The 20,828-nt window shown below is 68.9% G+C and carries 19 protein-coding genes; 11 read left to right on the forward strand and 8 right to left on the reverse strand.

All coding sequences use genetic code 11. The features are described from left to right. From ACLARN_RS05355 to ACLARN_RS05365, 3 genes are read right to left on the reverse strand one after another with little or no spacing between them, the layout of a single operon-like run. Nucleotides 1-1,173: a serine hydrolase domain-containing protein gene (locus ACLARN_RS05355; RefSeq protein WP_409490159.1), complete on the reverse strand. Its 1,173-nt coding sequence runs from the start codon at nucleotides 1,171-1,173 to the stop codon at nucleotides 1-3. Continuing rightward, nucleotides 1,173-1,829, reverse strand: coding sequence for an O-methyltransferase (locus ACLARN_RS05360; RefSeq protein ID WP_409490160.1), 657 nt, complete (start codon nucleotides 1,827-1,829; stop codon nucleotides 1,173-1,175). Before ACLARN_RS05360 ends, ACLARN_RS05355 begins: the two co-directional genes overlap by 1 nt. A gap of 27 nt (nucleotides 1,830-1,856) precedes the next feature. Then, on the reverse strand, nucleotides 1,857-2,675 hold the full coding sequence (locus ACLARN_RS05365) for an ABC transporter ATP-binding protein (RefSeq protein ID WP_409490161.1): 819 nt from the start codon (nucleotides 2,673-2,675) through the stop codon (nucleotides 1,857-1,859). Between the two features lie 87 nt (nucleotides 2,676-2,762). Here ACLARN_RS05365 and ACLARN_RS05370 point away from each other — a divergent pair, with 87 nt between their 5' ends. Further along, the gene (locus ACLARN_RS05370) at nucleotides 2,763-4,091 is read left to right on the forward strand and encodes a PLP-dependent aminotransferase family protein (RefSeq protein WP_409490162.1); all 1,329 of its coding nucleotides are present in this window, start codon (nucleotides 2,763-2,765) and stop codon (nucleotides 4,089-4,091) included. A 75-nt stretch (nucleotides 4,092-4,166) separates the two neighbouring features. Here the strand turns inward: ACLARN_RS05370 and ACLARN_RS05375 are convergent, their stop codons facing one another. The 3 genes from ACLARN_RS05375 to ACLARN_RS05385 form a co-directional block, all read right to left on the reverse strand. Then, a complete protein-coding gene (locus ACLARN_RS05375) occupies nucleotides 4,167-5,984 on the reverse strand; it encodes a hypothetical protein (protein ID WP_409490163.1) in 1,818 nt (605 codons plus the stop codon). 114 nt (nucleotides 5,985-6,098) lie between these two features. Further along, nucleotides 6,099-8,072, reverse strand: a complete 1,974-nt coding sequence (locus tag ACLARN_RS05380) for an SDR family oxidoreductase (protein ID WP_409490164.1) — start codon at nucleotides 8,070-8,072, stop codon at nucleotides 6,099-6,101. 58 nt (nucleotides 8,073-8,130) lie between these two features. After that, the gene (locus tag ACLARN_RS05385) at nucleotides 8,131-8,349 is read right to left on the reverse strand and encodes a hypothetical protein (RefSeq protein ID WP_039922712.1); all 219 of its coding nucleotides are present in this window, start codon (nucleotides 8,347-8,349) and stop codon (nucleotides 8,131-8,133) included. Nucleotides 8,350-8,544: 195 nt separating this feature from the next. On the opposite strand from ACLARN_RS05385, the gene ACLARN_RS05390 reads away from it, so the two are divergent. Then, on the forward strand, nucleotides 8,545-9,768 hold the full coding sequence (locus ACLARN_RS05390) for an NAD(P)/FAD-dependent oxidoreductase (RefSeq protein ID WP_409490165.1): 1,224 nt from the start codon (nucleotides 8,545-8,547) through the stop codon (nucleotides 9,766-9,768). A gap of 71 nt (nucleotides 9,769-9,839) precedes the next feature. Here the strand turns inward: ACLARN_RS05390 and ACLARN_RS05395 are convergent, their stop codons facing one another. Then, complete coding sequence (locus ACLARN_RS05395; RefSeq protein ID WP_409490166.1) at nucleotides 9,840-11,084, reverse strand: Bcr/CflA family multidrug efflux MFS transporter; 1,245 nt, start codon at nucleotides 11,082-11,084, stop codon at nucleotides 9,840-9,842. Nucleotides 11,085-11,295: 211 nt separating this feature from the next. Here ACLARN_RS05395 and ACLARN_RS05400 point away from each other — a divergent pair, with 211 nt between their 5' ends. The 6 genes from ACLARN_RS05400 to ACLARN_RS05425 are packed head-to-tail and all read left to right on the forward strand — an operon-like array spanning nucleotide 11,296 to nucleotide 17,800. Then, the gene (locus ACLARN_RS05400; protein WP_409490167.1) at nucleotides 11,296-12,156 is read left to right on the forward strand and encodes a fumarylacetoacetate hydrolase family protein; all 861 of its coding nucleotides are present in this window, start codon (nucleotides 11,296-11,298) and stop codon (nucleotides 12,154-12,156) included. Further along, the gene (locus ACLARN_RS05405; RefSeq protein WP_409490168.1) at nucleotides 12,156-13,460 is read left to right on the forward strand and encodes an enolase C-terminal domain-like protein; all 1,305 of its coding nucleotides are present in this window, start codon (nucleotides 12,156-12,158) and stop codon (nucleotides 13,458-13,460) included. The genes ACLARN_RS05400 and ACLARN_RS05405 overlap by 1 nt, the downstream gene beginning before the upstream one ends. Next, a complete protein-coding gene (locus ACLARN_RS05410) occupies nucleotides 13,453-14,211 on the forward strand; it encodes an SDR family NAD(P)-dependent oxidoreductase (RefSeq protein WP_409490169.1) in 759 nt (252 codons plus the stop codon). Before ACLARN_RS05405 ends, ACLARN_RS05410 begins: the two co-directional genes overlap by 8 nt. A 27-nt stretch (nucleotides 14,212-14,238) precedes the next feature. After that, nucleotides 14,239-15,282: a sugar ABC transporter substrate-binding protein gene (locus tag ACLARN_RS05415; protein ID WP_409490170.1), complete on the forward strand. Its 1,044-nt coding sequence runs from the start codon at nucleotides 14,239-14,241 to the stop codon at nucleotides 15,280-15,282. Then, complete coding sequence (locus ACLARN_RS05420; protein ID WP_409490171.1) at nucleotides 15,279-16,799, forward strand: sugar ABC transporter ATP-binding protein; 1,521 nt, start codon at nucleotides 15,279-15,281, stop codon at nucleotides 16,797-16,799. Before ACLARN_RS05415 ends, ACLARN_RS05420 begins: the two co-directional genes overlap by 4 nt. A gap of 23 nt (nucleotides 16,800-16,822) precedes the next feature. Further along, the gene (locus ACLARN_RS05425; protein ID WP_409490172.1) at nucleotides 16,823-17,800 is read left to right on the forward strand and encodes an ABC transporter permease; all 978 of its coding nucleotides are present in this window, start codon (nucleotides 16,823-16,825) and stop codon (nucleotides 17,798-17,800) included. A 106-nt stretch (nucleotides 17,801-17,906) separates the two neighbouring features. Here ACLARN_RS05425 and ACLARN_RS05430 read toward each other — a convergent pair whose 3' ends face one another. After that, nucleotides 17,907-18,617 carry a FadR/GntR family transcriptional regulator gene (locus tag ACLARN_RS05430; protein WP_409490173.1) on the reverse strand — a complete coding sequence of 237 codons (711 nt, stop codon included), beginning with the start codon at nucleotides 18,615-18,617 and terminating at the stop codon, nucleotides 17,907-17,909. Nucleotides 18,618-18,723: 106 nt separating this feature from the next. Between ACLARN_RS05430 and ACLARN_RS05435 the strand changes: the two genes are divergently transcribed. From ACLARN_RS05435 to ACLARN_RS05445, 3 genes are read left to right on the forward strand one after another with little or no spacing between them, the layout of a single operon-like run. Then, on the forward strand, nucleotides 18,724-19,026 hold the full coding sequence (locus ACLARN_RS05435; RefSeq protein ID WP_409490375.1) for an L-rhamnose mutarotase: 303 nt from the start codon (nucleotides 18,724-18,726) through the stop codon (nucleotides 19,024-19,026). After that, nucleotides 19,023-19,994: an aldo/keto reductase gene (locus tag ACLARN_RS05440; protein ID WP_409490174.1), complete on the forward strand. Its 972-nt coding sequence runs from the start codon at nucleotides 19,023-19,025 to the stop codon at nucleotides 19,992-19,994. Before ACLARN_RS05435 ends, ACLARN_RS05440 begins: the two co-directional genes overlap by 4 nt. Beyond that, nucleotides 19,991-20,815: an amidohydrolase family protein gene (locus ACLARN_RS05445; RefSeq protein ID WP_409490175.1), complete on the forward strand. Its 825-nt coding sequence runs from the start codon at nucleotides 19,991-19,993 to the stop codon at nucleotides 20,813-20,815. The genes ACLARN_RS05440 and ACLARN_RS05445 overlap by 4 nt, the downstream gene beginning before the upstream one ends. Nucleotides 20,816-20,828 lie beyond the last annotated feature (13 nt).

Consider the following 20,828-nt stretch of genomic DNA (forward strand, 5'->3'; position numbering starts at 1 on the left):
TTAGGTGAGCGCGGTCTGCGCGGTCGCCCAGAAGTGTTCGCGTGCGTGCCACGGGGCGGGCCAGTCGGCGCGCTGGGTGAGGAGGATCCCGGTCAGCCCCGTGGCCGGATCCGCCGCCCAGGACGTGCCGAGCCCGCCGTCCCAGCCGTAGCGGCCCTTGGTGGCGAGGCCGTCTTCCCGGTTGACGACGGCGAGCCCGAAACCCCAGCCGAGGCCGTGATCCAGGAGCGGCGCGCCGCTCGCCGCCTGCTCCGCGGTGAGATGGTCGGACGTGAGCAGCGCGACCGACCTCGGGGACAGCAGCCGCTCGCCGTCGTTCAGCAGCATCCGGCTGAACGCGAGGTAGTCGTCCGCCGTGGAGACGAGTCCCGCGCCGCCGGACGGGAACGGGACCGGCGCGCTCCACTGGCCGTCGGGGGCGTCGAACACGCTCAGTTCACCGGTGACCTCGTCCGCTTGATACGACGTCGTGAACCGGTGCGCCTGTTCGGCGGGGACCACGAAGCCGGTGTCGGACATGCCCAGCGGCTCGAAGATCCGTTCGGTGAGGAACCGTTCGAACGACATGTCCGCGGCGCGCGCGATCAGGATGGCCAGCACTTCCGAACCGACTTGGTACATCCACCGCTCGCCGGGCTGGTGCAGCAGCGGCAGCGAGCAGAACCGGCGCAGCCACTCGTCCGGCTGGAGCGGCGTCGCCGGTTTCGGCGGGCCGATGGCCAGTTCGAGTTCGTCGATCGCGCGCTGGATCGGGGTCGCGCCCGGCGGTGCGAGGACGATGCCGAACCCCAGCCGGAAGGTGAGCACGTCCCGCAGGGTGATCGGCCGGTCCGCCGGGACGGTGTCGTCCAGCGGGCCGTCCATCCGGCGCAGCACCCGGCGATCCGCGAGTTCGGGAAGCAGCCTGTCGACCGGTTCGTCGAGTCGGAGACGGCACTCCTCGACCAGCATCATCGCCGCGACCGCGGTGACGGGTTTGGTCATCGAACTGATCCGGAAGAGACTGTCGCGTTCCATCGGCGCGCCGCTGATCGCCTTGTCGCCCAAGACATTCACGTGGACTTCGTCGCCGGCCGCGACGAGGGACACGAGCCCGGGAACTTCGCCGCGGGAGACGTAGCCGGACAGGACGCGATGCGCGCGCCGCAGCGCCACCGGATCGAACCTGGCCATCAGGATTTCACGAGCGCGATGGTCAGCCCGTCGTAACCCTTCGCGCCGACGGTCTGGACAGCCGTCGCGTCGACGCGTGGTTCGGCGGAGATCATCTCGTGCAGCCGCCGGATCCCCTGGACGTTCGGGTCCTCGCTGGCGGCGTTGGCCACCGCGCCGCCGCGGACGACGTTGTCGACCACGATCACGCCGCCGGGCCGGACGAGCTTCAGCGCCGCTTCGAAATAGCCAGGGTTGTTGACCTTGTCCGCGTCGATGAACGCCAAGTCGATCGGTCCTTCGACCGACGGCAGCAGGTCCAGTGCCTTGCCGACACGGACGTCGACCAGCCCGCCGAGCCCGGCCGCGTCGAGGTTGCCGCGCGCGACCTCCGCGTGCTTCGGGTCGAACTCGAGCGTGACGAGCCTGCCTTGCGGCGGCAGGGCGCGCGCGAGCCAGATCGTGCTGTATCCGCCGAGCGTGCCGATCTCCAGGATCGACCGTGCGCCGATCATCCTGGCCAGCAGGTTGAGCAGCTTCCCCTGGTTCGGGGCGACGGCGATCGAGGGCAGCCCGGCCTTCTCCGACGCCAGCAGCGCGGCTTCGAGAGCGGGATCGGACGGAACGAGCACCCCGGACAGGTAGTCGTCCACTTCGGACCACAGTTGCTGTGACATGGCACCTCCGCCGCCAACCTACCCCGATCAGGCGGCGCGGCGACCGGCCTTCGGGATCACCAGCGGGGTCCCGGTTTCGGGGCACGGCATGACCCGGCACGGGAGCTCGAAGATCTTCTCGACGTTGTCGGCGGTCACGACCTCTTCGGGTGCGCCGGTCGCCAGTACCTCCCCGTCCCGCATCGCGATCATGTGCGTCGCGTAGCGGGCCGCGTGGTTGAGGTCGTGCAGCACCGCGACCAGCGTCCGGCCCTGCTCCTGGTGCAGTTGCGCGCACAGGTCGAGGATGTCCATCTGGTGCGCGATGTCCAGATAGGTCGTCGGCTCGTCGAGGAGCAGGAGGTCCGTCTCCTGAGCGAGCGCCATCGCCATCCACACGCGCTGCCGCTGGCCGCCGGACAGTTCGTCGACCAGCCGCTCGGCGAGGTCGTCGACCCCGGTGGCGCGCATGGATTCCGCGACAACGGTGGCGTCCTCACGGGACCACTGGCGCAGCAGGCGCTGGTGCGGATACCGGCCGCGCGCGACGAGGTCGGCGACGGTGATGCCGTCGGGCGCGATCGAACTCTGCGGCAGCAGGCCGAGCCGCCGCGCGACCTCCTTGGCCGGGAAGGAACTGATCACCTGGCCGTCGAGGAACACCGAACCCTGGCGGGGCTTCAGCATCCGAGCGAGCGCGCGCAGCAGGGTCGTCTTGCCGCAGGCGTTCGGTCCGACGATGACGGTGAACGACCGGTCGGGGATGACCACCCCGAGGTCTTCGGCCACGGTCCGGCCGTCGTAGGCGAGCGTCAGCGCGTCCGCGTGCAGGCGCGATGTCGTGCTCTGCTCGGTGAGGGTCTCCACGCAGGTTAGGCTAACCTAGGAGACCGCCGTTGCGGTGTTCCGTAGGTCGCAGTCGGCTCACAACGTCCTCCGATGGCATCATGAGGCGTGGAGGACTACCGGATAGTCGCGGACGAGATCTCCGCCGATGTCGAGGCGGGCAGGCTTCGCCCGGGTGACCGGCTGCCCCCGCAGCGGCGATTCGCCCGCGAACGCGGGATCGCGAACTCGACCGCCGCCAGGGTCTACGGCGAACTCGTACGGCGAGGCGTCGTGGTCGGCGAGGTCGGCCGCGGCACATTCGTCCGCGCCGCGAAGCCGCCGCTGGAGACCGCGCTCGCCGAGCCGGGTGGCGCGAAGGTCGACCTCGAACTCAATTTCGCCGTCCTCCCGGAGCAATCCGCGCTGGTCGGGAAGGCGCTGGAGCCACTCCTGCGTGACGACGTCCTCACCGCGGCGCTGCGGCCGGGGAGTGTCAACGGCTCGAAGCAGGCGCGTGACGCCGCGGCTGGACTGTTCGTGAAGGACGGCTGGACGCCGGAAGTCCTCTTCGCCGGAAGCGGTCGCGAGGCCATCGCGGCCGCCATCGCCGCTTTCGTGCCGATGGGAGAACGGCTGGCCGTCGAGGCCATCACCTACCCCGTGGTCAAAGCGCTCGCTGGACGGCTCGGCGTCCAGTTGGTGCCCATCGAGACCGACGACTGGGGTCTCATGCCCGAAGCGCTCGAAGCCGCGCACGCCGCCGCGCCTGTCCGCGCGCTGTACGTCCAGCCGACGTTGCACAACCCACTTGGGTCCACAATGGACGAAGCGCGGCGGGTCGAACTGGCGGAAACCGTGCGCCGGATGGACATCCCGGTGATCGAGGACGGGATCTACACCTTCCTCCGGCCCGAGATCCGTCCGTTCGCGACGTACGCGCCGGAACGCACGGTGTTCGCCGACAGCATGTCCAAACGGCTCGCCCCCGGGCTGACCACCGGATTCCTCGCAGTGCCGCCGGAATGGACGGAGCGCCTGGCGGCGGCGGTGCGCTCGGGCGGCTGGGTCGCGCCCCGGTTCGCCCTCGAAGCGGCCACCCGGTGGATCACCGACGGCACCCTGGAAACCGTCGAGCGGGCGAAACGCGTCGACGCGGCGGAACGCCAGCGGGTGACGGCGGAGCGGCTGGCCGGGTTCACGGTGCGCGCCGATCCGCAGGCGTATCACTGCTGGTGGGAACTGCCCGAGCACTGGCGCGCCGAAACCTTCGTCGCCGCGGCCGCGCGCCGCGGGATCGCGGTCACCCCGGCGGCCGCGTTCGCCGTCGTCCCCGGCCACGCTCCGAACGCGGTGCGTCTGGCGGTGTCGTCTCCGCCCATCGAGACGCTTTCGGCAGCTCTGGACGTTCTCGCCGGGCTCGCCGCGGGACGCCCTGAAGACGCGGGCGCCGACTAGTCTCCGCAATTAGTCCTCTAGTTGCGGTCCTTGCGTGTGCAATTACCGCAACTAGAGGACTAATTGCGGAGGGGGTCAGGGGCGAGGGGCCCATTTCCCGATGAAGCTGCCGCAGGTGACGGTCTGCCCGGTGAGCCGCGACCGCAGCGCGTTCTCCATCCCGAGATAGTCGAAGATCGGCGCGCTTCCCGCGACCTCGGTGGGTACCGGCCCGCCCTTGGTCAGGGTCGCCATGCTCACCGTCTGGAACAGCACCAGGTAGTCGCCGTCGCGGTTGAGGTCGTCGGCGGTCGACAGCATCCGCTCGGGTGCGTCGGCGACGATCTCCAGTGGCAGCGGCCATTCCAGCGGGAACGGGTTGCGCAGGCCGAAGGCGGGGTAGGCGAACGGGTTGTCGGGCAGGACTGCCGTCCGCCCCGCGGGGAACCGCGTGACGCAGTCCTGGATCTGGGAGATGTAGGTGAAGGTGCCAGGATTCGTCCGGATCCCGCGCATCGACGGCGTCACCGCGCCCAGGTCACCGGTCAGCTTCTCGTGCGCCATGTCGAGGTACGCGGCCTCGTCGTGGTGCGCGACCACGGCCCAGCCCGACGCCAGCACCGCGACCAGGCCCATCGCCGTGGCGCCCGCCAGGCCGACCGCGCGAGGCGGCTCGGGCATCGGCGGCAGCGCGTCCGCCAGCAGCAGGATCGCCGTCAGCGCCAGCGTTCCGGTGAACAGTGTCGGGGTGTCGTTGCCCCAGGACAGGCTGGTCATGAAGCCGGTCGCGAAGACCAGCGCGCCCATCCTCGGGAACCGTCGTGCCGCCACCCAGTTCACCAGCAGCGCGACACCGAGGATCCACCAGAGGACGTCCGCCCAGCGCGACGCGCCGGTGAAGTGTCCATCCACGACGGTGCCGACCACCACCGCCACCCCGGCCAGCACCACCAGCCTCGCGACGATCGCGCCGGCGAATCCGGCGCGGTCGCGGAAGATGCCGAGCAGGGCCAGAAGTACGCCCGCGATCGCGAAGAAGGTCAAGCCCCGCACCGGCGGCCGCAGGAGGGTTTCGGGATTTTCCAGCCACAGCCCGAGAAGTCGTTCGCCGTACGCGGGGAGACCGCCGGTCAGCTGCTCGGCCATCGCGCCGAGCCCACCGTCGAGGGTGACGATTCCGAGGTAGAAGACCAAGAAGGCGCCCAGCGCCAGCAGGTCCCACGCCAGGCGCGCCCACCAGCGGCCGGTGCGGAACGCGCCTTCCCGCAGCGACGGGTGCAGCAGCAACCAGAGCAGCGCGATCACCGGCACCGGCGCGAAACTCTGCTTGACGAACACCGCGGTACCCAGCAGGACGAGGCCGAGCCGCCGGGGCCACGCCTTGCCGTTGCGCAGCCCGGAATCCAGCGCCCAGGCACCGCAGGCGGTCAGGAAGATCCCGTCGATGGTGTGCCACGCCATCAGCGGGAACGCGTTGAGGTTCAGCAGCGACGCGGCCGCCGTCAGCCCGGTGAGCCCCGGTCCCCAGTCGCGGACGCGGCGGCGGGTGACCAGGACGGCGAACGCGATGGTCGCCAGGATGATCTCCAGCATGCTGAGCACGCTGGAGACGAAGAACAGCGGTCCAGGTAGGACGAAGTCGACGACGTGCAGGTACGCCGAACCCAGCGGCCGCGCGGAGATGATGTCGGAGTGCGGGACCTCTCCGTGCAGCACCCGCCACGCCTGAGCGAGGATGAAACCCTGGTCCGACGGGTGGAAACCGAAGCGCCCCACCCGGAGTTCGGTGGCGACGGCGAGCGCGAGCACCCAGGCGACGTGCAGGGAAAGCCGCAGCACTGTCCTGGACGGACGTACCGCTGACATCCCTGTGGCGTCCGGTCCGGTCGTCAGCGGGGGACTGGCGACGTCCACACTGCCCCTTCCCTCCTCGTCCTGCCTCGGCCCGAGTCCGCCGACCCCCCGGCGTATCGGAAACCGATGGTAGCGGCCTGGGGCTTCCCCCGATCGAGCCCGGCGGCGAGGACGTCAGGGGCGGCGGCGCCAGACCAGCCTGGTGACCGCGCCCGCCACCGAGGCGAGTGGGGCCTTCCGGGGCAGGCCACGGGTTTCCGGCGCGGACTCGGGCATCACGCGGTAGACGAGGTGTGCGAAGAACCGCGTCGTCTTGGGTGCGACGAGCGTCACCAACTCGGCTGCCGTTCCTTCGGGCAGGTTCAGGATCTCCGGCCGTTTCTCCAAGGCTTTCACCACGAGAGCGGCGGCGCGTTCGGGAGAACTCGACGGCATCCCGCGGTAGGACCCGGTGGGCGTGATCATGTCGGTGCGCACCAGCGGCATCCGGACCGAGGTGAAGGTGACGCCGTCGGAAAGCGTCTCCCGTCCGGCGGTCAGCCCGAACTCCTCCAGCGCGGCCTTCGAGGCCAGGTAAGCGGAAAACCGCGGCGTGTCGGTCTGGAGTCCTTGGGTGGTCACGTTGACGATGTGGCCGAACCCGCGCGCGGTCATCGACGGCAGCAGGCCGAGGGTCAGCCGCACCGGGCCGAAGTAGTTGATCGCCATCGTGCGCTCGAAGTCGTGGAACCGTTCGGTGGACAGCGAAAGCGACCGCCGGATCGAGCGGCCCGCGTTGTTGACCAGCATGTCGACGGCGCCGTGCGCGGCGAGCACGTCCTTGACCAGAGCGTCGACCGCGTCGCCGTCGGTGAGGTCGCACGGGTACGCGGACGCCTTCCCGCCCGCCGCGACGATCTGTTCGCGGACCTCTTCGAGTTCGTCGGCACGCCTGGCCACGAGGATCACCTCGGCACCCTTCGCGGCGACGGCCAGCGCGGACGCGCGTCCGATGCCCGACGAGGCGCCGGTGATCAGGACCTTGCGGCCGTCGAGCGGTTCCGGCCCGGGGCGGCGGCGCCCGCGATCGGGGTCCAGGTGCTCGAGCCAGTACCGGTAGAGCGGTCCGGCGTACTCCTTCAACGGGGGCAAGGTGATTCCGCTGCCGTCGAGTGCCGCGGTGGTCGCGCTCGTGTCGAAGTCGACCTCCATGCTCAGATGCGGCAGGACTTCGAGCGGGATGCCGAGTTCCTTCAGTACCGCGGCGCGGGCCGAGCGGCCGCCGGGAACGCGGTCGAACCCGGCCGCCGCGGACCTCGCCAGGCGGGTTCCGGCCCGCTTCAACGCCCCGGACGCACGCGAGGGAAGGACGGCGGAGATCTTCGGCCCGCCCGCGGCCCGCGCGAAGGCGTTGTAGACCTCGTGAAGTGGTTGCGGCCGCGGCGACGCGAGGTGGTAGGTGCTGCCGCTCGGCGCGTCGACGTGCATGAGGTGTTCCATCGCTTCGACGACGTAGTCGACCGGCACGATGTTCGTGGCGCCGAGATCCGGGGCGGCCAAAGGGAGGCGGCGGGGCAGCGTGGCGAGCCGCGAGATGGCGGGGAGGAAGTAGTACGGGCCGTCGATCTTGTCCATCTCGCCGGTGCGCGAATCGCCGGCGACGGCGGACGGCCGGTACACGCGGAACGGCGTTTTCCCATGCCGTCGCACGAGTTTCTCGGCCTCGAACTTCGTCGCGTGATACGGCGACGCGAAGCTCTGACCGAAGTCGAAGTCGGCCTCGGTGAAGCGCCCGGCGTACTGCCCGGCGACCGCGATCGAAGAGACGTGGTGGAAGAGCCCGGCGTTCGCGGCGGCGGCGAACTCCAGGACGTTGCGGGTGCCGTCGACGTTGGCCGCGCGGTTGGCCGCTTCGTCCGCGGTGAGGTCGTAGATCGCGCCGAGGTGCACGACGTGGTCGAGGGGCCCCACTTTGGCCGGGTCGATGCCCAGCGTGGGGTCGGTCAGATCGCCGGTGACGGGAACGAGCTTCTCGTGGCTCGGGAGCTTCCCGCGTGAGGTCTCCCTCACGAGAACATGGACGGCTACGGTCTCAGGTCGCCGCAGTAGGCGCGCGACCAGGCGTTTGCCCAGGAAACCCGTCGCGCCCGTCACGAAGTAGGTGGTCATGGCCGGCTCCTTCCGAACGGGGCCGACTCTACCTACTCAGAAGTAGGAACGGTAGTTGTCATTCACTGTGATCCGGATGTTCGGCCACCGCGACCACGGCGTCGCGGAGCGCGGCGCGCAGGCGCCCCACATCCAGCGGCCCGAGTACGGCGGCTTCACCGGGCGGCGCCACGAGCACGATCTTGTCGCTGCTCACGAACACCGTCACGTCCCTGCGCCTGCCCGCGAGATCCCGGCAGCCGACCGACCATTCGTCCCGCGGTGCCAACGTCCTCATCCTCCCGTATCCCATGGTCTCCCTTTCTCGTCCGTGGCTGGGACGAGGTGGTTTCGGGGCCGTGACGCGGGTTACCCCACATTCCTACTGATGGGTTAACCGAGCGTGCGTCCTGTGATCGACTTCCGGTTTCGCTAGGCCGGACGAGGGCGGACCGGAGTAGCGTCCGAGGGAAAGCCTGCTTGGGAGGTCTTTGTGTCCGAACCCAGGAAGATCGTCATCGTCGGGGCCGGTCTCGCCGGAGCGACGGCCGCCGGGGCGCTGCGAGAACGTGGCTACGCGGGCGAAATCCTGCTGCTCGGTAGCGACACTCATCGCCCGTACGAATTACCGCCCCTGTCCAAGGGTCTTTTGCTCGGCAACACCGATGAACCCGATTGGGTGCACGAGCCGGGTTTCTACGAAGAGAAGGACATCACGCACAAGGGCGGGGCCACCGCGACCAGGATCGAACTCGGCGCGCGGCTCGTGCTCGACGACGTCGGCGGTGAGCACCGATTCGACCGGCTGGTCCTCGCCACCGGGTCCCAGCCGCGCCCGCTCCCGGTACCCGGTGGTGATTTCCCCGGCCTGCGGACCCTGCGCACGCTCGACGACGCTCTGGCGCTGCGTTCGGCGTTCAAGGACGCCGGACGGGTGGTGATCGTCGGCGCGGGCTGGATCGGCACCGAGGCCGCGGCGGCCGCCAGGGAACACGGCGCCGAGGTGACCGTGGTCGACCAGGTCGGCTCGCCGCTGCTCGCGGTACTGGGCGAGCAGGTGTCGGGAGTCTTCAAGGACCTCCACACCGAGCACGGTGTGAACTGGCGTCTGGGTGAAGGGGTCGCCGGATTCACCGGTGGCCCGGACGGGGTGACCGGCGTACGTCTCCAGAGTGGTGACGAGCTTCCCGCGGACGTCGTGCTGGTGGCCGTCGGCGCCGCGCCGCGGGTCGACCTCGCGCACGCCGCCGGACTGGAACTGTCCGACGACGGCGGTGTCTGCGCCGACGCCGGCCTGCGGACCGCCGCGCCCGACGTCTACGCGATCGGCGACATCGCCGCACATTTCCATCCCCGCTACGGAAAACGCGTCCGCGTCGAGCACTGGTCGAACGCGAAGTGGCAGGGCGAGCACGTCGCCGGGAACCTGCTTGGCGAGAACGAGCCGTACCTGAAGAGCCCTTATTTCTTCTCGGACCAATACGATCTCGGCTGCGAATACCGCGGCCTCGCCGATCCCGAACGCGACGAACTCGTCGTGCGGGGCGACCTCGCGGCGCGGGACTTCACGGCGTTCTGGGTGCGGGACGGGCAGGTGACCGCCGCGATGAACGTCAACCAGTGGGATGACGGGGACGCGCTGAAGGCCTTGGTCGACGGACGCGCGACGGTGACCGCGGAGCAACTGAAGACGGCCGATCTCTCGACGCTTGGGTGACCTGTGCAATGAAGGGGCCTTTCATAGCAAAATTTGCTATGAAAGGCCCCTTCATTGCACGTTGCGGGGGCTTAAGCCGCCTGAGCGACCAGAGCCCGCGAAGGTCGCGTCATGGTCCCGAAGGCCAGCAGAGCGAGTACGCCGAACGCCGCCATGGTGATCCCCATCGGCACCGCGGTTCCCGCACCGCCCAGTCCGACCAGCGGCGTCGCCAGCCCGCCGACGACGAACTGCAACACCCCCAGCAACGCCGACGCCGAACCGGCCGACCGGGCCTGGTCGGCCAGCGCCAGCGAACTCGCGTTCGGCGCGACCATGCCGATGCTCGACACCAGGATGAACAGCGGGATCAGCAGCCCGATCAGGCCGAGGTCCAGCACCGCCGCGGCCAGCACGCCGAATCCGGCGACCGCCGCGACGATCAGGCCGACGGTCAGCAGTGTCCGTTCGGGGAAGCGTCCGACGATTCGCCCGTTCAGCTGGCCGACGGCCACGATGCCGATGCCGTTGAGTCCGAACACCAGGCTGTATGCCTGCGGGCTGAGCCCGTAAACACCCTGAAGTGCGAAGGACGATCCGGAGATGTAGGCGAACAGGCTGCCGAACATGAGCCCGGAAGCCAGCGCGTAGCCGAGGAACCCGCGGTCGCGGAACAGGCCGGCGTAGGTCCGCATCACCGAGCCGAAGCGCGCGGGCGTGCGGCGTTCCTCGGGCAGCGGTTCCGGCAGCAGGAAGAAGACGACGGCGAGCAGGATCGCGCCGAACACGGTCAGGCAGACGAACACGCCGCGCCACGAGGTCCAGTTCAGGATCTGGCCGCCGATGATCGGCGCCAGGATCGGGGCGAGCCCGTTGACCAGCATGAGCAGCGAGAAGAACTTCGTCATCGCGGTGCCGGAATAGAGGTCGCGCACGGTCGCCCTGGCGATCACGATGCCCGCCGCTGCCCCGAAGGCCTGGACACCGCGGGCGGCGATGAGCAGTTCGGCGCTCGGGGCGACGGCGCACAGGATCGAGCCGACCATGTAGAGGGCGAGCCCGGCCACGAGCGGTTTGCGGCGGCCGATCGCGTCGGACAGCGGTCCGAGGATCAGCTGGCCGATGGCGAGCCCGATGATGAACGCGCTCAGTGTGAGCTGGACGGTCGCGTCCGCCGCGCGCAGTTCCCCTGCCATCTGCGGCAGCGCGGGCAGGTACATGTCGATGGACAGGGGCCCGAAGGCGGACAGGCCGCCGAGGATCAGGACGAACCGGGCGCGTCCGGTCGTGATTGGGCGCGCGACAGGTTCTTCCACTCGCTCGGGCGCGATGGTCATGCTCTTCCTCTCCCCAGTGATGGTTCCGCGGGGAACAACTTGCTTAGAGTAGGTAACTATTCCCGCTGTGAGGCAGGCCACACCGACTTCGGGCGACTGATCCGATCAATTTTCCGGACAAATCCAGATGACCTCTAGATCTTGTCGGACCTCGTCGGGTATACATCGGATGTCTGTTCGTTGCTGGTGGTTCGGTCGGAAGGGAAAATCCGTGCAGCTGTTGCGTCTCGGGGAGCCGGGAAGTGAGCGTCCGTTCGTACGTGCCGGGGATGGCACGGTGCGCGACCTCGCGGGGCTGACCGCCGACATCGATGGCAGCTTCTTCGCGAGCGACGGCGTCGCCAGGGTCGCGGCCGCGCTGGCCGCCGGTGAACTGCCCGAAGCCGATGCCGAAGCCGCGGACGCCCGGATCGGCGCGCCGATCGCCCGGCCCGGCAAGGTCGTCTGCATCGGCCTCAACTACCGGCGGCACGCCGAGGAGTCCGGCGCCGCCGTCCCGACCGAGCCGGTCGTGTTCATGAAGGCCTCCGACGTCGTCGTCGGCCCGGAGGACAACGTGCTCGTGCCGCGGAACTCGACGAAGACCGACTGGGAGGTCGAGCTCGGCGTCGTCATCGGCAAGACCGCGCGCTATCTCGACAGCGTCGGAGAAGCCCTCGAGTACGTCGCCGGGTACACAGTCTCGAATGACGTATCCGAGCGCGAGTTCCAGCTCGAACGCGGCGGCCAGTGGGACAAGGGCAAGTCGTGCGAGAACTTCAACCCGCTCGGCCCGTCGCTGGTCACCGCGGACGAGGTGCCCGATCCGCAGGACCTCGGCCTGCGGCTGTGGGTCAACGGCGAGAAGAAGCAGGACTCGTCGACCAAGGACATGATTTTCACGGTCGCCGAGATCGTGCATTATCTGAGCCAGTTCATGGCGCTGCGTCCGGGCGACCTCATCAACACCGGAACCCCGCAGGGCGTCGCGCTCGGTCAGCCCGATCCCAAGCCGTACTTGCGGGAAGGTGACGTCATCGAGCTCGAGATCGACGGCCTCGGCCGCCAGCGCCAGACCGTCAGGCAGGCGTGATGGCGAAGATCGTGGGCATGGAGGTGCTCGACGTCCGCTTCCCCACCTCGCGGGAGCTGGACGGTTCCGACGCCATGAACCCGGACCCGGACTACTCGGCCGCGTACGTCGTGCTGCACACCGACGGCGGCCCGGACGGCTACGGGCTCGCCTTCACCATCGGCCGCGGCAACGACGTCCAGGCCGCCGCCATCCGCGCGCTCGAAACGCATGTCGTCGGCCGGGACGTCCCCACCGGCGCGGCCGCGCTCGGCGACCTGTCCAGGGCGCTGGTCGGCGACTCGCAACTGCGCTGGCTCGGCCCGGAAAAGGGTGTCGCGCATATGGCGATCGGCGCGGTGGTCAACGCCGCCTGGGACCTCGCCGCGCGCATCGCCGGACTGCCGGTCTGGCGCTTCGCAGCCGAGATGTCGCCTGAAGACCTGGTGTCGCTCGTCGACTTCCGCTACCTCTCCGACGCGCTGACCGAACAGGAAGCGCTCGACATCCTTCGCGCCGCCGAGCCCGGCCGCGCCGAGCGGATCGCCCGGATCGAACGCGACGGATACCGCGCGTACAGCACGTCTCCCGGTTGGCTCGGCTACTCGGACGCGAAACTCGTCCGGCTCGCCGAACAGGCGGTCGCGGACGGCTTCGAGATGATCAAGCTGAAGGTCGGCGGCAACCTCGAGGACGACGTCCGCCGGATGAAGCTCGCCCGCGAGACCGTCGGCGCGGGTATCCGGGTCGCCGTCGACGCGAACCAGCGCTGGGACGTCTCGGCCGCGATCACCTGGATGACCGAGCTGGCACCGTACGACCCGTATTGGATCGAGGAGCCCACCTCGCCGGACGACGTGCTCGGGCACGCCGCGATCGCCAAGGCGCTCGCCCCGATCCGGGTGGCCACCGGCGAGCACGTCCAGAACCGCGTGATGTTCAAGCAACTGCTCCAGGCCGGCGCGATCTCGGTGCTGCAACTGGACGCCGCCAGGGTCGGCGGGTTCAACGAGAACCTGGCGATCCTGTTGCTGGCGGCCAAATTCGACGTCCCGGTGTGCCCGCACGCCGGTGGGGTCGGGCTGTGCGAACTCGTGCGGCATCTGTCGATGTTCGACTACGTGGCGGTGTCCGGTTCCGACGTCGACCGGTCCATCGAATGGGTCGACCACCTCCACGAGCATTTCACCGATCCGGCCGTCGTGGCCGATGGCCGCTACCTCGCGCCGTCCTCGCCGGGCTTCTCCGCGCGGATGCACGACGCGACGCTGCGCCGGTTCACCTTCCCCGACGGTCCAGAATGGACGGAGACTGCCAGTGAGTGAGTTCGAAGGCCTCGTCGCCGCCGTCACCGGTGGCGCGTCCGGGATCGGCAGGGCCACCGCGGATCTGCTCGCCTCCCGCGGGGCGACGGTCGCGGTGCTCGACCTGAAACCGGACGACCTCCCCGAAGGCCTCACCGGATTCCGGTGCGACGTCGGTTCGGACGACGAGGTGCGTTCGGCGATCGACGCGGTCGCCGAACGGTTCGCCCACCTCGACATCCTGGTCAACAACGCCGGGATCGGCGCTCAGGGTGACGTCACCGCGAACGGCGACGACGAATGGCACCGGGTGCTCGACATCAACGTCGTCGGCATGGTGCGACTGGCGCGGGCGGCGTTGCCGCATCTGAAGAAGTCGCCGTCGGCCGCGATCGTCAACACCTGCTCGATCGCCGCGTGGGCAGGCCTGCCCAACCGCGCGCTGTACTCGGCCAGCAAGGGCGCGGTGCTCTCGCTGACCCTGGCGATGGCGACCGATCACCTCGCCGACCGGATCCGGGTCAACTGCGTCTGCCCCGGCACCGCGGACACCCCGTGGGTCGGCAGGCTGCTCGACTCCGCCGGTGACCCGGAAGCCGAACGGGCGGCGCTGGCCGCCCGTCAGCCGATGGGCAGGCTGGTGACCGCGGACGAGGTCGCGAACTCGATCGCATATCTCGCCAGTCCGCTTTCCGCGTCGACCACCGGAACGGCGCTCGCCGTCGACGGAGGTATGTACGGGCTGCGTCCGCGCGGCCCGGTCCAGCAGTAGGTTCCCGCTGTCATCAAGGAGGATGCGGTGCGTACGAGGGTGATCAAGGTGGCCGCCGCGGCCACCGTGCTCGGCCTGGCCCTGTCGGCCTGTGGGTCCACAAAGGACAACGCGTCGGCGCCGGGTGCCGGTGGGGCACAGGGTGGCAAGGTCGGTGCGACGATCCCGTTGCTGACCTCGCCGTTCTGGCAGGCTTACAACAACTACGTACCGCTGAAGGCGAAGGAACAGGGCGTCGACGCGCTCCCGACAGTCAACGCGGACAGTGACTCGGCGAAGCAGATCACCGACATCAACACCCTGCTCAATCAGGGCATCAAGGGTCTCGTCGTGACGCCGCTCGACTCCGCCGCCGTCGTGGCGGGCCTCAAGGCCGCGGAGAACAAGGGTGTTCCGGCGGTGGCCGTCGACGTCGCACCGGAGAGTGGCAAGGTCGCGATGGTGGTGCGCGCGGACAACAAGGCGTACGGCACCAAGGCCTGTGAGGCGATCGGCGCGAAGGTCACTTCGGGCAAGGTCGTGCAGGTCATGGGTGACCTCGCCTCGGTCAACGGCCGTGACCGCTCCGAAGCGTTCCGGCAGTGCATGAAGGCGAAGTTCCCGGGCGTCCAGGTGCTGGAGGTCGCCGCCGAGTGGAAGGCGGACAAGGCTTCGTCCGGTTTGGACAGTCTGCTGACCGCCAACCCGGACATCAAGGCCGTGTACATGCAGGCGGGCGGCGTCTACCTGGCGCCGACGCAGCAGGCGCTCAAGCGCAAGAACCTCTACTTCCCGGTCGGCGACCCGAAGCACGTCGTGCTGGTCAGCAACGACGGCATCCCGCAGGAACTGGCCGCGATCCGCGCGGGCGAACTCGACGCGACCGTCTCCCAGCCCGCCGACGACTACGCCAAGTACGGCATGTACTGGATCAAGAAGGCGATGGCGGGGGAGACCTTCAAGGCCGGGCCGACCGACCACGGCAGCACGATCGTCGAGGTCCGGCCGGGGATACTGGAGGACCAGCTTCCCGCGCCCGTGGTCACCAAGGACAACGTGGACGACAAGGCCCTGTGGGGGAACAACCTGTGAGCGCGCTGCCCGCCGGCTCCGCCGCCGTACCGGTGGTCAGCGCACAGGGCGTCGGTAAACGCTACGGCCCGACCGTGGCGCTGTCCGACGTCAGCCTCACCGTCCACCCTGGCGAGTCGCACGCGCTCGTCGGCCGCAACGGCGCGGGGAAATCCACCCTCGTCTCCATCCTCACCGGACTGTCCAAAACGGACACCGGTCACGTCGAGTTCGGCGGGATCCCCGCGCCGCCCTTGTCCAAACAGGACGACTGGAAGCGCGCGGTCGCCTGCGTCTACCAGCACGCGATGGTCGTCCCGCAGCTGACCGTCGCGGAGAACCTGTTCCTGAACCGCCAGTCCGGCAAAGGGTTCGCGATCGGCTGGCAGCGTCTGCGCCGTCAGGCCAAGAACCTGCTGGATTCCTGGGACGTCCACGTGGACGTCGACACCCCGGCCGGGGAACTTTCGGTCGAGGACCGGCAGTTCGTGGAGATCGCGCGGGCGCTTTCCTATGGTGCCCGGTTCATCGTGCTCGACGAGCCGACCGCGCAACTGGACAGCCAGGCGATCGAGCGGCTCTTCGACCGGATGCGCCAGATGCAGGCGAACGGGGTGACGTTCCTGTTCATCTCGCACCACCTCCACGAGGTGTACGAGGTCTGCCAAGCGGTCACCGTGCTGCGCGACGCCAAGCACATCCTCACCGCGCCGGTCTCGGAGGTCGGCCACGCCGAGTTGATCGACGCGATGACCGGTGAACAGGGCGGGCTTTCCGTCCGCGACGCTTCGGCGCGTGAGGCGCTGGCTTCGGACGCGGACGAGGTATTGACCGTCGACGGGCTTTCCGGCGACGGCTTCCACGACGTCAGCTTCCGGGTCCATCGCGGTGAGGTGATCGGTCTCGCGGGCAGCAACGCCAGCGGCAAGCACCAGGTCGCGGAAACCGTGTACGGACTGCGCTCGCCGTCGTCCGGTGCGGTCAAGGTCGAGGGCAAGGCGCTGAAGCCGGGCGACATCCCGGCCGCGATCCGGGCCGGAATCGGCTGTGTGCCGAGAGATCGGCACCACGAAGGCCTGGTCCTCGATCACTCCATCATGGACAACGCCACACTGTCCATTTTGGATCGCATGGGCAAGGCGGGTATCGCCGCGCCGAGCGCACGGTACGAGCGGGCGTCGAGAGCGCTGAAGGATTACGACATCGTCGCGGCCGGCGCCGATCAGCCGGTGTCCGACCTTTCCGGAGGCAACCAGCAGAAGGTCGTCCTGGCCCGCGCGCTGGCCGGGGACCCCCGGCTGGTCGTGCTGATCAACCCGACCGCGGGTGTGGACGTGAAATCGAAGGAGGCCCTGCTCGCGGTCGTCGACCGGGTGCGGGCCGAGGGCAAGGCGGTCTTGATCGTCAGCGACGAGCTGGACGATCTGCGCCTGAGCGACCGGGTGCTGGTGCTGCGCGCCGGTGCCGTGGTCGCCGAACACCGGGCCGGCTGGTCCGACGGCGATCTGGTGGCCGACATCGAAGGAGTCGAGCCTTGATAACAGACCCAATAGCGTCCTTCGTGGCCCCGCCGAAACGCCGGAAGTTCCGCTGGCTGCGCGAACTCGCGCTGGTGCCCGCCCTCGTCGTGGTACTGATCATCGGAGGACTGATCAGTGACACGTTCCTGACCTTCGGCAGCATCGTCGGCATCCTGTCCGCCTCGGCGGCGCTGTCGATGGTGGTGCTGGGCGAATCTCTGGTCCTGCTCACCGGGAAGTTCGACCTGTCACTGGAATCCACCATGGGGATGGCGCCCGCGCTGGGCGCGATGCTGGTGATCCCGGTGGCGTCTTCGGGCTTCGGCACCGAATTCCCCGGTTTCGCGGGCATCCTCGCCGTACTGGTGGCCGGTGCCGCCATCGGTTTCGTGAACGGGTTCCTGATCGTCAAACTGAAACTGAACGCCTTCATCGTCACGCTGGCGATGCTGACGGTGCTGCGCGGCACGCAGATCGGCTCCACTCAGGGCAAGACGCTGTTCGACCAGCTGGACGTGTTCACCGCGCTGGCGACGACCACGTTCATCGGGCTGCCGATGTCGGTGTGGCTGGCCGCGGCGCTGTTCACCGTGTTCGGGCTGGGCCTGCGGTATCACCGGATCGGCCGATCGCTGTACGCCATCGGCGGCAACCGGGAAGCCGCGCGGGCCGCGGGTATCCGCGTCGACCGGATCTCGTGGGGTGTGTTCGTCGTGGCGGGCGTGCTGGCCGCGCTCGGCGGGCTCGCGTACACCGGGTACGTCGGCGCGCTCGGCGCGGATCAGGGCGACGGATTGATCCTTCAGGTGTTCGCGGCTGCGGTGATCGGCGGTGTCTCACTCGACGGTGGGAAGGGCACTCTGGTCGGAGCGCTCACCGGCGTCCTGCTCCTGCAGACGGTCACCAACCTGCTGCAAGTGGCGCAGGTGCCGCCAGAGTGGCTGAAGGCGATCTACGGCGTGATCATCCTGGTCGCGTTGATCATTTCCCGCTATGCCAGCGGGAAGGCCCAGACTTAGCCCGCCGGGTGTTATGAACGGTCCGTTCATTACAGGATTTTGTTATGAACGGACCGTTCATAACACGCCCGGAGCCGGTTCGAGGACGTAAGTGGAGGTAGCTGTGTCAGGAAGCTTCGGCGGTCGCGGTCGGGTCGTCGGCGGTGCCGAGGGCGTTGCGGAGCCACTGCTCGACCCCGGCCACGTGCACGGTGGCCCACGAACGCGCCAGTTCGGGTTCCCGGGCGGCGATGGCCTCGTAGATCGCCGAGTGCTGCTCGCGGGTCTTCGCGACCGCGCCCTCCTGCGTGAGCCCGCGCCAGATGCGGGCGCGCGCGGTGGGGCCGGACAGGCTGTCCAGCAGCGAACACAGCACCGGATTGCCGGAGCCGTCGGCGATCTTGCGGTGGAACTGCAGGTCGTTCGCGACCAGCGCCTCCACCGTCGGCGAGTCGGCCAGTTCGTCGAGCAGGCGGCCTAGTTCCGCGATGTCCTCGTCGCTCATGTGCATCGCGGCCATCGCCGTCGCGGCCGGTTCGAGGATCCGGCGGACGGCGAGGAAGTCCAGCACGGTGTCGTCGCGGTGGAAGTCCACCACGAACGTCATCGCGTCGAGGAGGAGATTCGGTTCGAGGCTGGTGACGTACGTTCCGTCGCCCTGCCGGACGTCGAGCACGCGGATCAGGCACAGCGCCTTCACCGCTTCGCGCAGCGAACTGCGGGACAGGCCGAGCCGCTGGGCCAGTTCGGCCTCCTTCGGCAGCCTGTCGCCAGGAGCAAGCTCGCCGGAGATGATCATGTCCTTGATCTTGTCGATCGCGACATCGGTGACCGGCATGTTCCACCGCCCTCCCCGAAGACCTCGGATGTTTGAGTGTTAGTTGACAGAGTGCCATGTTTCGAGCTGAGGAGGCGCGGTGACCCACGGTGTCGCACTACAAAGAGTGGCACTCCACACCCGGTTGAAGCCGGGTAAGGAGGCCGAATACGAGTCGGTCCACGCCGTCATCCCGGTCGATCTCGACGAAGCGCTGAGGTCCGCGGGGGTGCATTCGTGGCGGATCTGGCGTGACGGTCTCGACCTGTTCCACCTGGTGGAGGTCGAGGACTACGCGAAGATGCGCGCGACCTTGCGCGATCATCCGGCCAACATTCCCTGGCAGGCCAGGATGTCGGAACTGCTCGACGTCGAAGACGACTACTCGGGTAACGATTCGGGCCTCGGCCTGGTTTGGGAGCTTCCGTGAAGATCTCCCTGTCCCCACTGGGGCTCGGCTGCGCGCAGCTGGGCAATCTGTACCACGCCATCACCGACGAGACGGCCGAAGCGACCGTCCGGCAGGCGTGGGATGAAGGCATCCGGTATTTCGACACCGCCCCGCACTACGGTCTCGGCCTGTCGGAACGACGGCTGGGGGCGGCACTTTCGACGTACTCCCGCGCGGACTTCGTGGTGTCGACCAAGGTCGGCCGCGTACTGGAGCCGAACCCGGCCGGCGCTTCGCGCACCGACTCGCAGGGTTTCGTCGTGCCCGCGGCCTACAAACGACGGTGGGACTTCAGCCGCGACGGGATTCTTCGGTCGCTTGAGGACAGTCTGGAGCGGCTCGGGCTCGACCGGGTGGACGTCGTCTACGTGCACGATCCGGACGAACACTTCGAAGACACCGTCAACGGCGCTTTCCCCGCGCTGCTCGAATTGCGGGAGCAGGGCGTCGTCGACGCCATCGGGGCCGGGATGAACCAGGCGCCGATGCTCACGGAGTTCGTCCGCCGGTTCGACCTCGACGTGATCCTGCTGGCCGGCCGGTACACCCTGCTCAACCAGCCCGCCCTCGACGATCTCCTGCCGCTGTGCGCGGAACGCGGGGTCGACGTGGTGGCCGGTGGCGCGTTCAACGCCGGGATCCTCGCCACGGCGTCACCCGGCACGATGTACGACTACGCCGAGGCCCCGGCCGAACTGGTCGAGCGGGCCCAGCGGATCGCCGAGGTCTGCGAGCGGCACGGTGTCGAACTCCCTCAGGCCGCCCTGGCTTTGCCCGCCGCGCATCCGGCGGTGGTGTCCGTAGTCGTCGGCGCGCACGATCCCGGACAGGTCCGGCTCAACGCCGAGCGGTTCCGCCGCCCGGTGCCGCGCGAGTTGTGGGCGGACCTGATCCGTGCGGGACTGTTGCGAGAGGACACCCCGCTGCGGCCGGAAGGACAGTCGTGATCGACGCGCACCACCATCTCTGGGATCCCTCGCGGCGGCACTACCCGTGGATGACGGGGGCGGCGCTGGAACCGATCCGCCGTCCGTACACAGTGGACGATCTCCGCGCGGTGACCAAGGCGGCGGGCGTGAAAGGGACCGTGCTGGTGCAGACGGTCTCGTCGGAAGAGGAGACGCACGAGTTCCTTTCCGTCGCTCGTGCCGAACCGCTGATCGCGGGTGTCGTCGGCTGGGTCGATCTCACCGCGTCCGATGTGGCCGATCGTCTCGCCGCGTTTTCCGGTCCCCTGGTGGGAATCCGGCATCAGGTGGAGGACGAGCCGGACCCGTCGTGGCTCACGCGGTCCGAGGTTCTGCGGGGGCTCGCCGCTGTCGGTGAGGCCGGGCTGGCGTACGACCTGTTGGTGAAGCCACCCCAGCTTCCGGCGGCGCTCGCGGTGGCTTCCGCGCTACCGGACCAGGTCTTCGTACTCGACCACGCCGCGAAACCGCCGATCTCCTCGGGGGAATGGCAGCCGTGGGCGGACGGCGTCGCGGCGCTGGGGGAGCTGGACAACGTGTACTGCAAGCTTTCGGGGCTGGTGACCGAGGCGGACTGGGCACAGTGGAAGGTCGGACATCTGGCGCGCTGGGCCGAGCACGTACTGGAGTCCTTCGGGGCTTCTCGGCTGATGTTCGGCTCCGACTGGCCGGTCTGCGAACTCGCGGCCGCGTACGAGGTCGTCGTCGACACCGCGTTCTCGCTGACCGGCTCGTTGAGCGACGCGGAGCGGCTGGAGTTCTTCGACGGGACCGCGCGGCGGGCCTATCGCCTTTCGTGAGTGGTGACCGAGG

Source organism: Amycolatopsis sp. cmx-11-12, from assembly GCF_046269425.1.
Classification (GTDB): domain Bacteria; phylum Actinomycetota; class Actinomycetes; order Mycobacteriales; family Pseudonocardiaceae; genus Amycolatopsis.

Bases quoted from the DNA above. Each gene is read 5' to 3' on its own strand.
- ACLARN_RS05385 (WP_039922712.1), bottom strand. From the start codon at position 8,349: ATGAGGACGTTGGCACCGCGGGACGAATGGTCGGTCGGCTGCCGGGAT.
- ACLARN_RS05380 (WP_409490164.1), bottom strand. From the start codon at position 8,072: ATGACCACCTACTTCGTGACGGGCGCGACGGGTTTCCTGGGCAAACGC.
- ACLARN_RS05360 (WP_409490160.1), bottom strand. From the start codon at position 1,829: ATGTCACAGCAACTGTGGTCCGAAGTGGACGACTACCTGTCCGGGGTG.
- ACLARN_RS05405 (WP_409490168.1), top strand. From the start codon at position 12,156: ATGGCGAAGATCGTGGGCATGGAGGTGCTCGACGTCCGCTTCCCCACC.
- ACLARN_RS05355 (WP_409490159.1), bottom strand. From the start codon at position 1,173: ATGGCCAGGTTCGATCCGGTGGCGCTGCGGCGCGCGCATCGCGTCCTG.
- ACLARN_RS05430 (WP_409490173.1), bottom strand. From the start codon at position 18,617: ATGCCGGTCACCGATGTCGCGATCGACAAGATCAAGGACATGATCATC.
- ACLARN_RS05395 (WP_409490166.1), bottom strand. From the start codon at position 11,084: ATGACCATCGCGCCCGAGCGAGTGGAAGAACCTGTCGCGCGCCCAATC.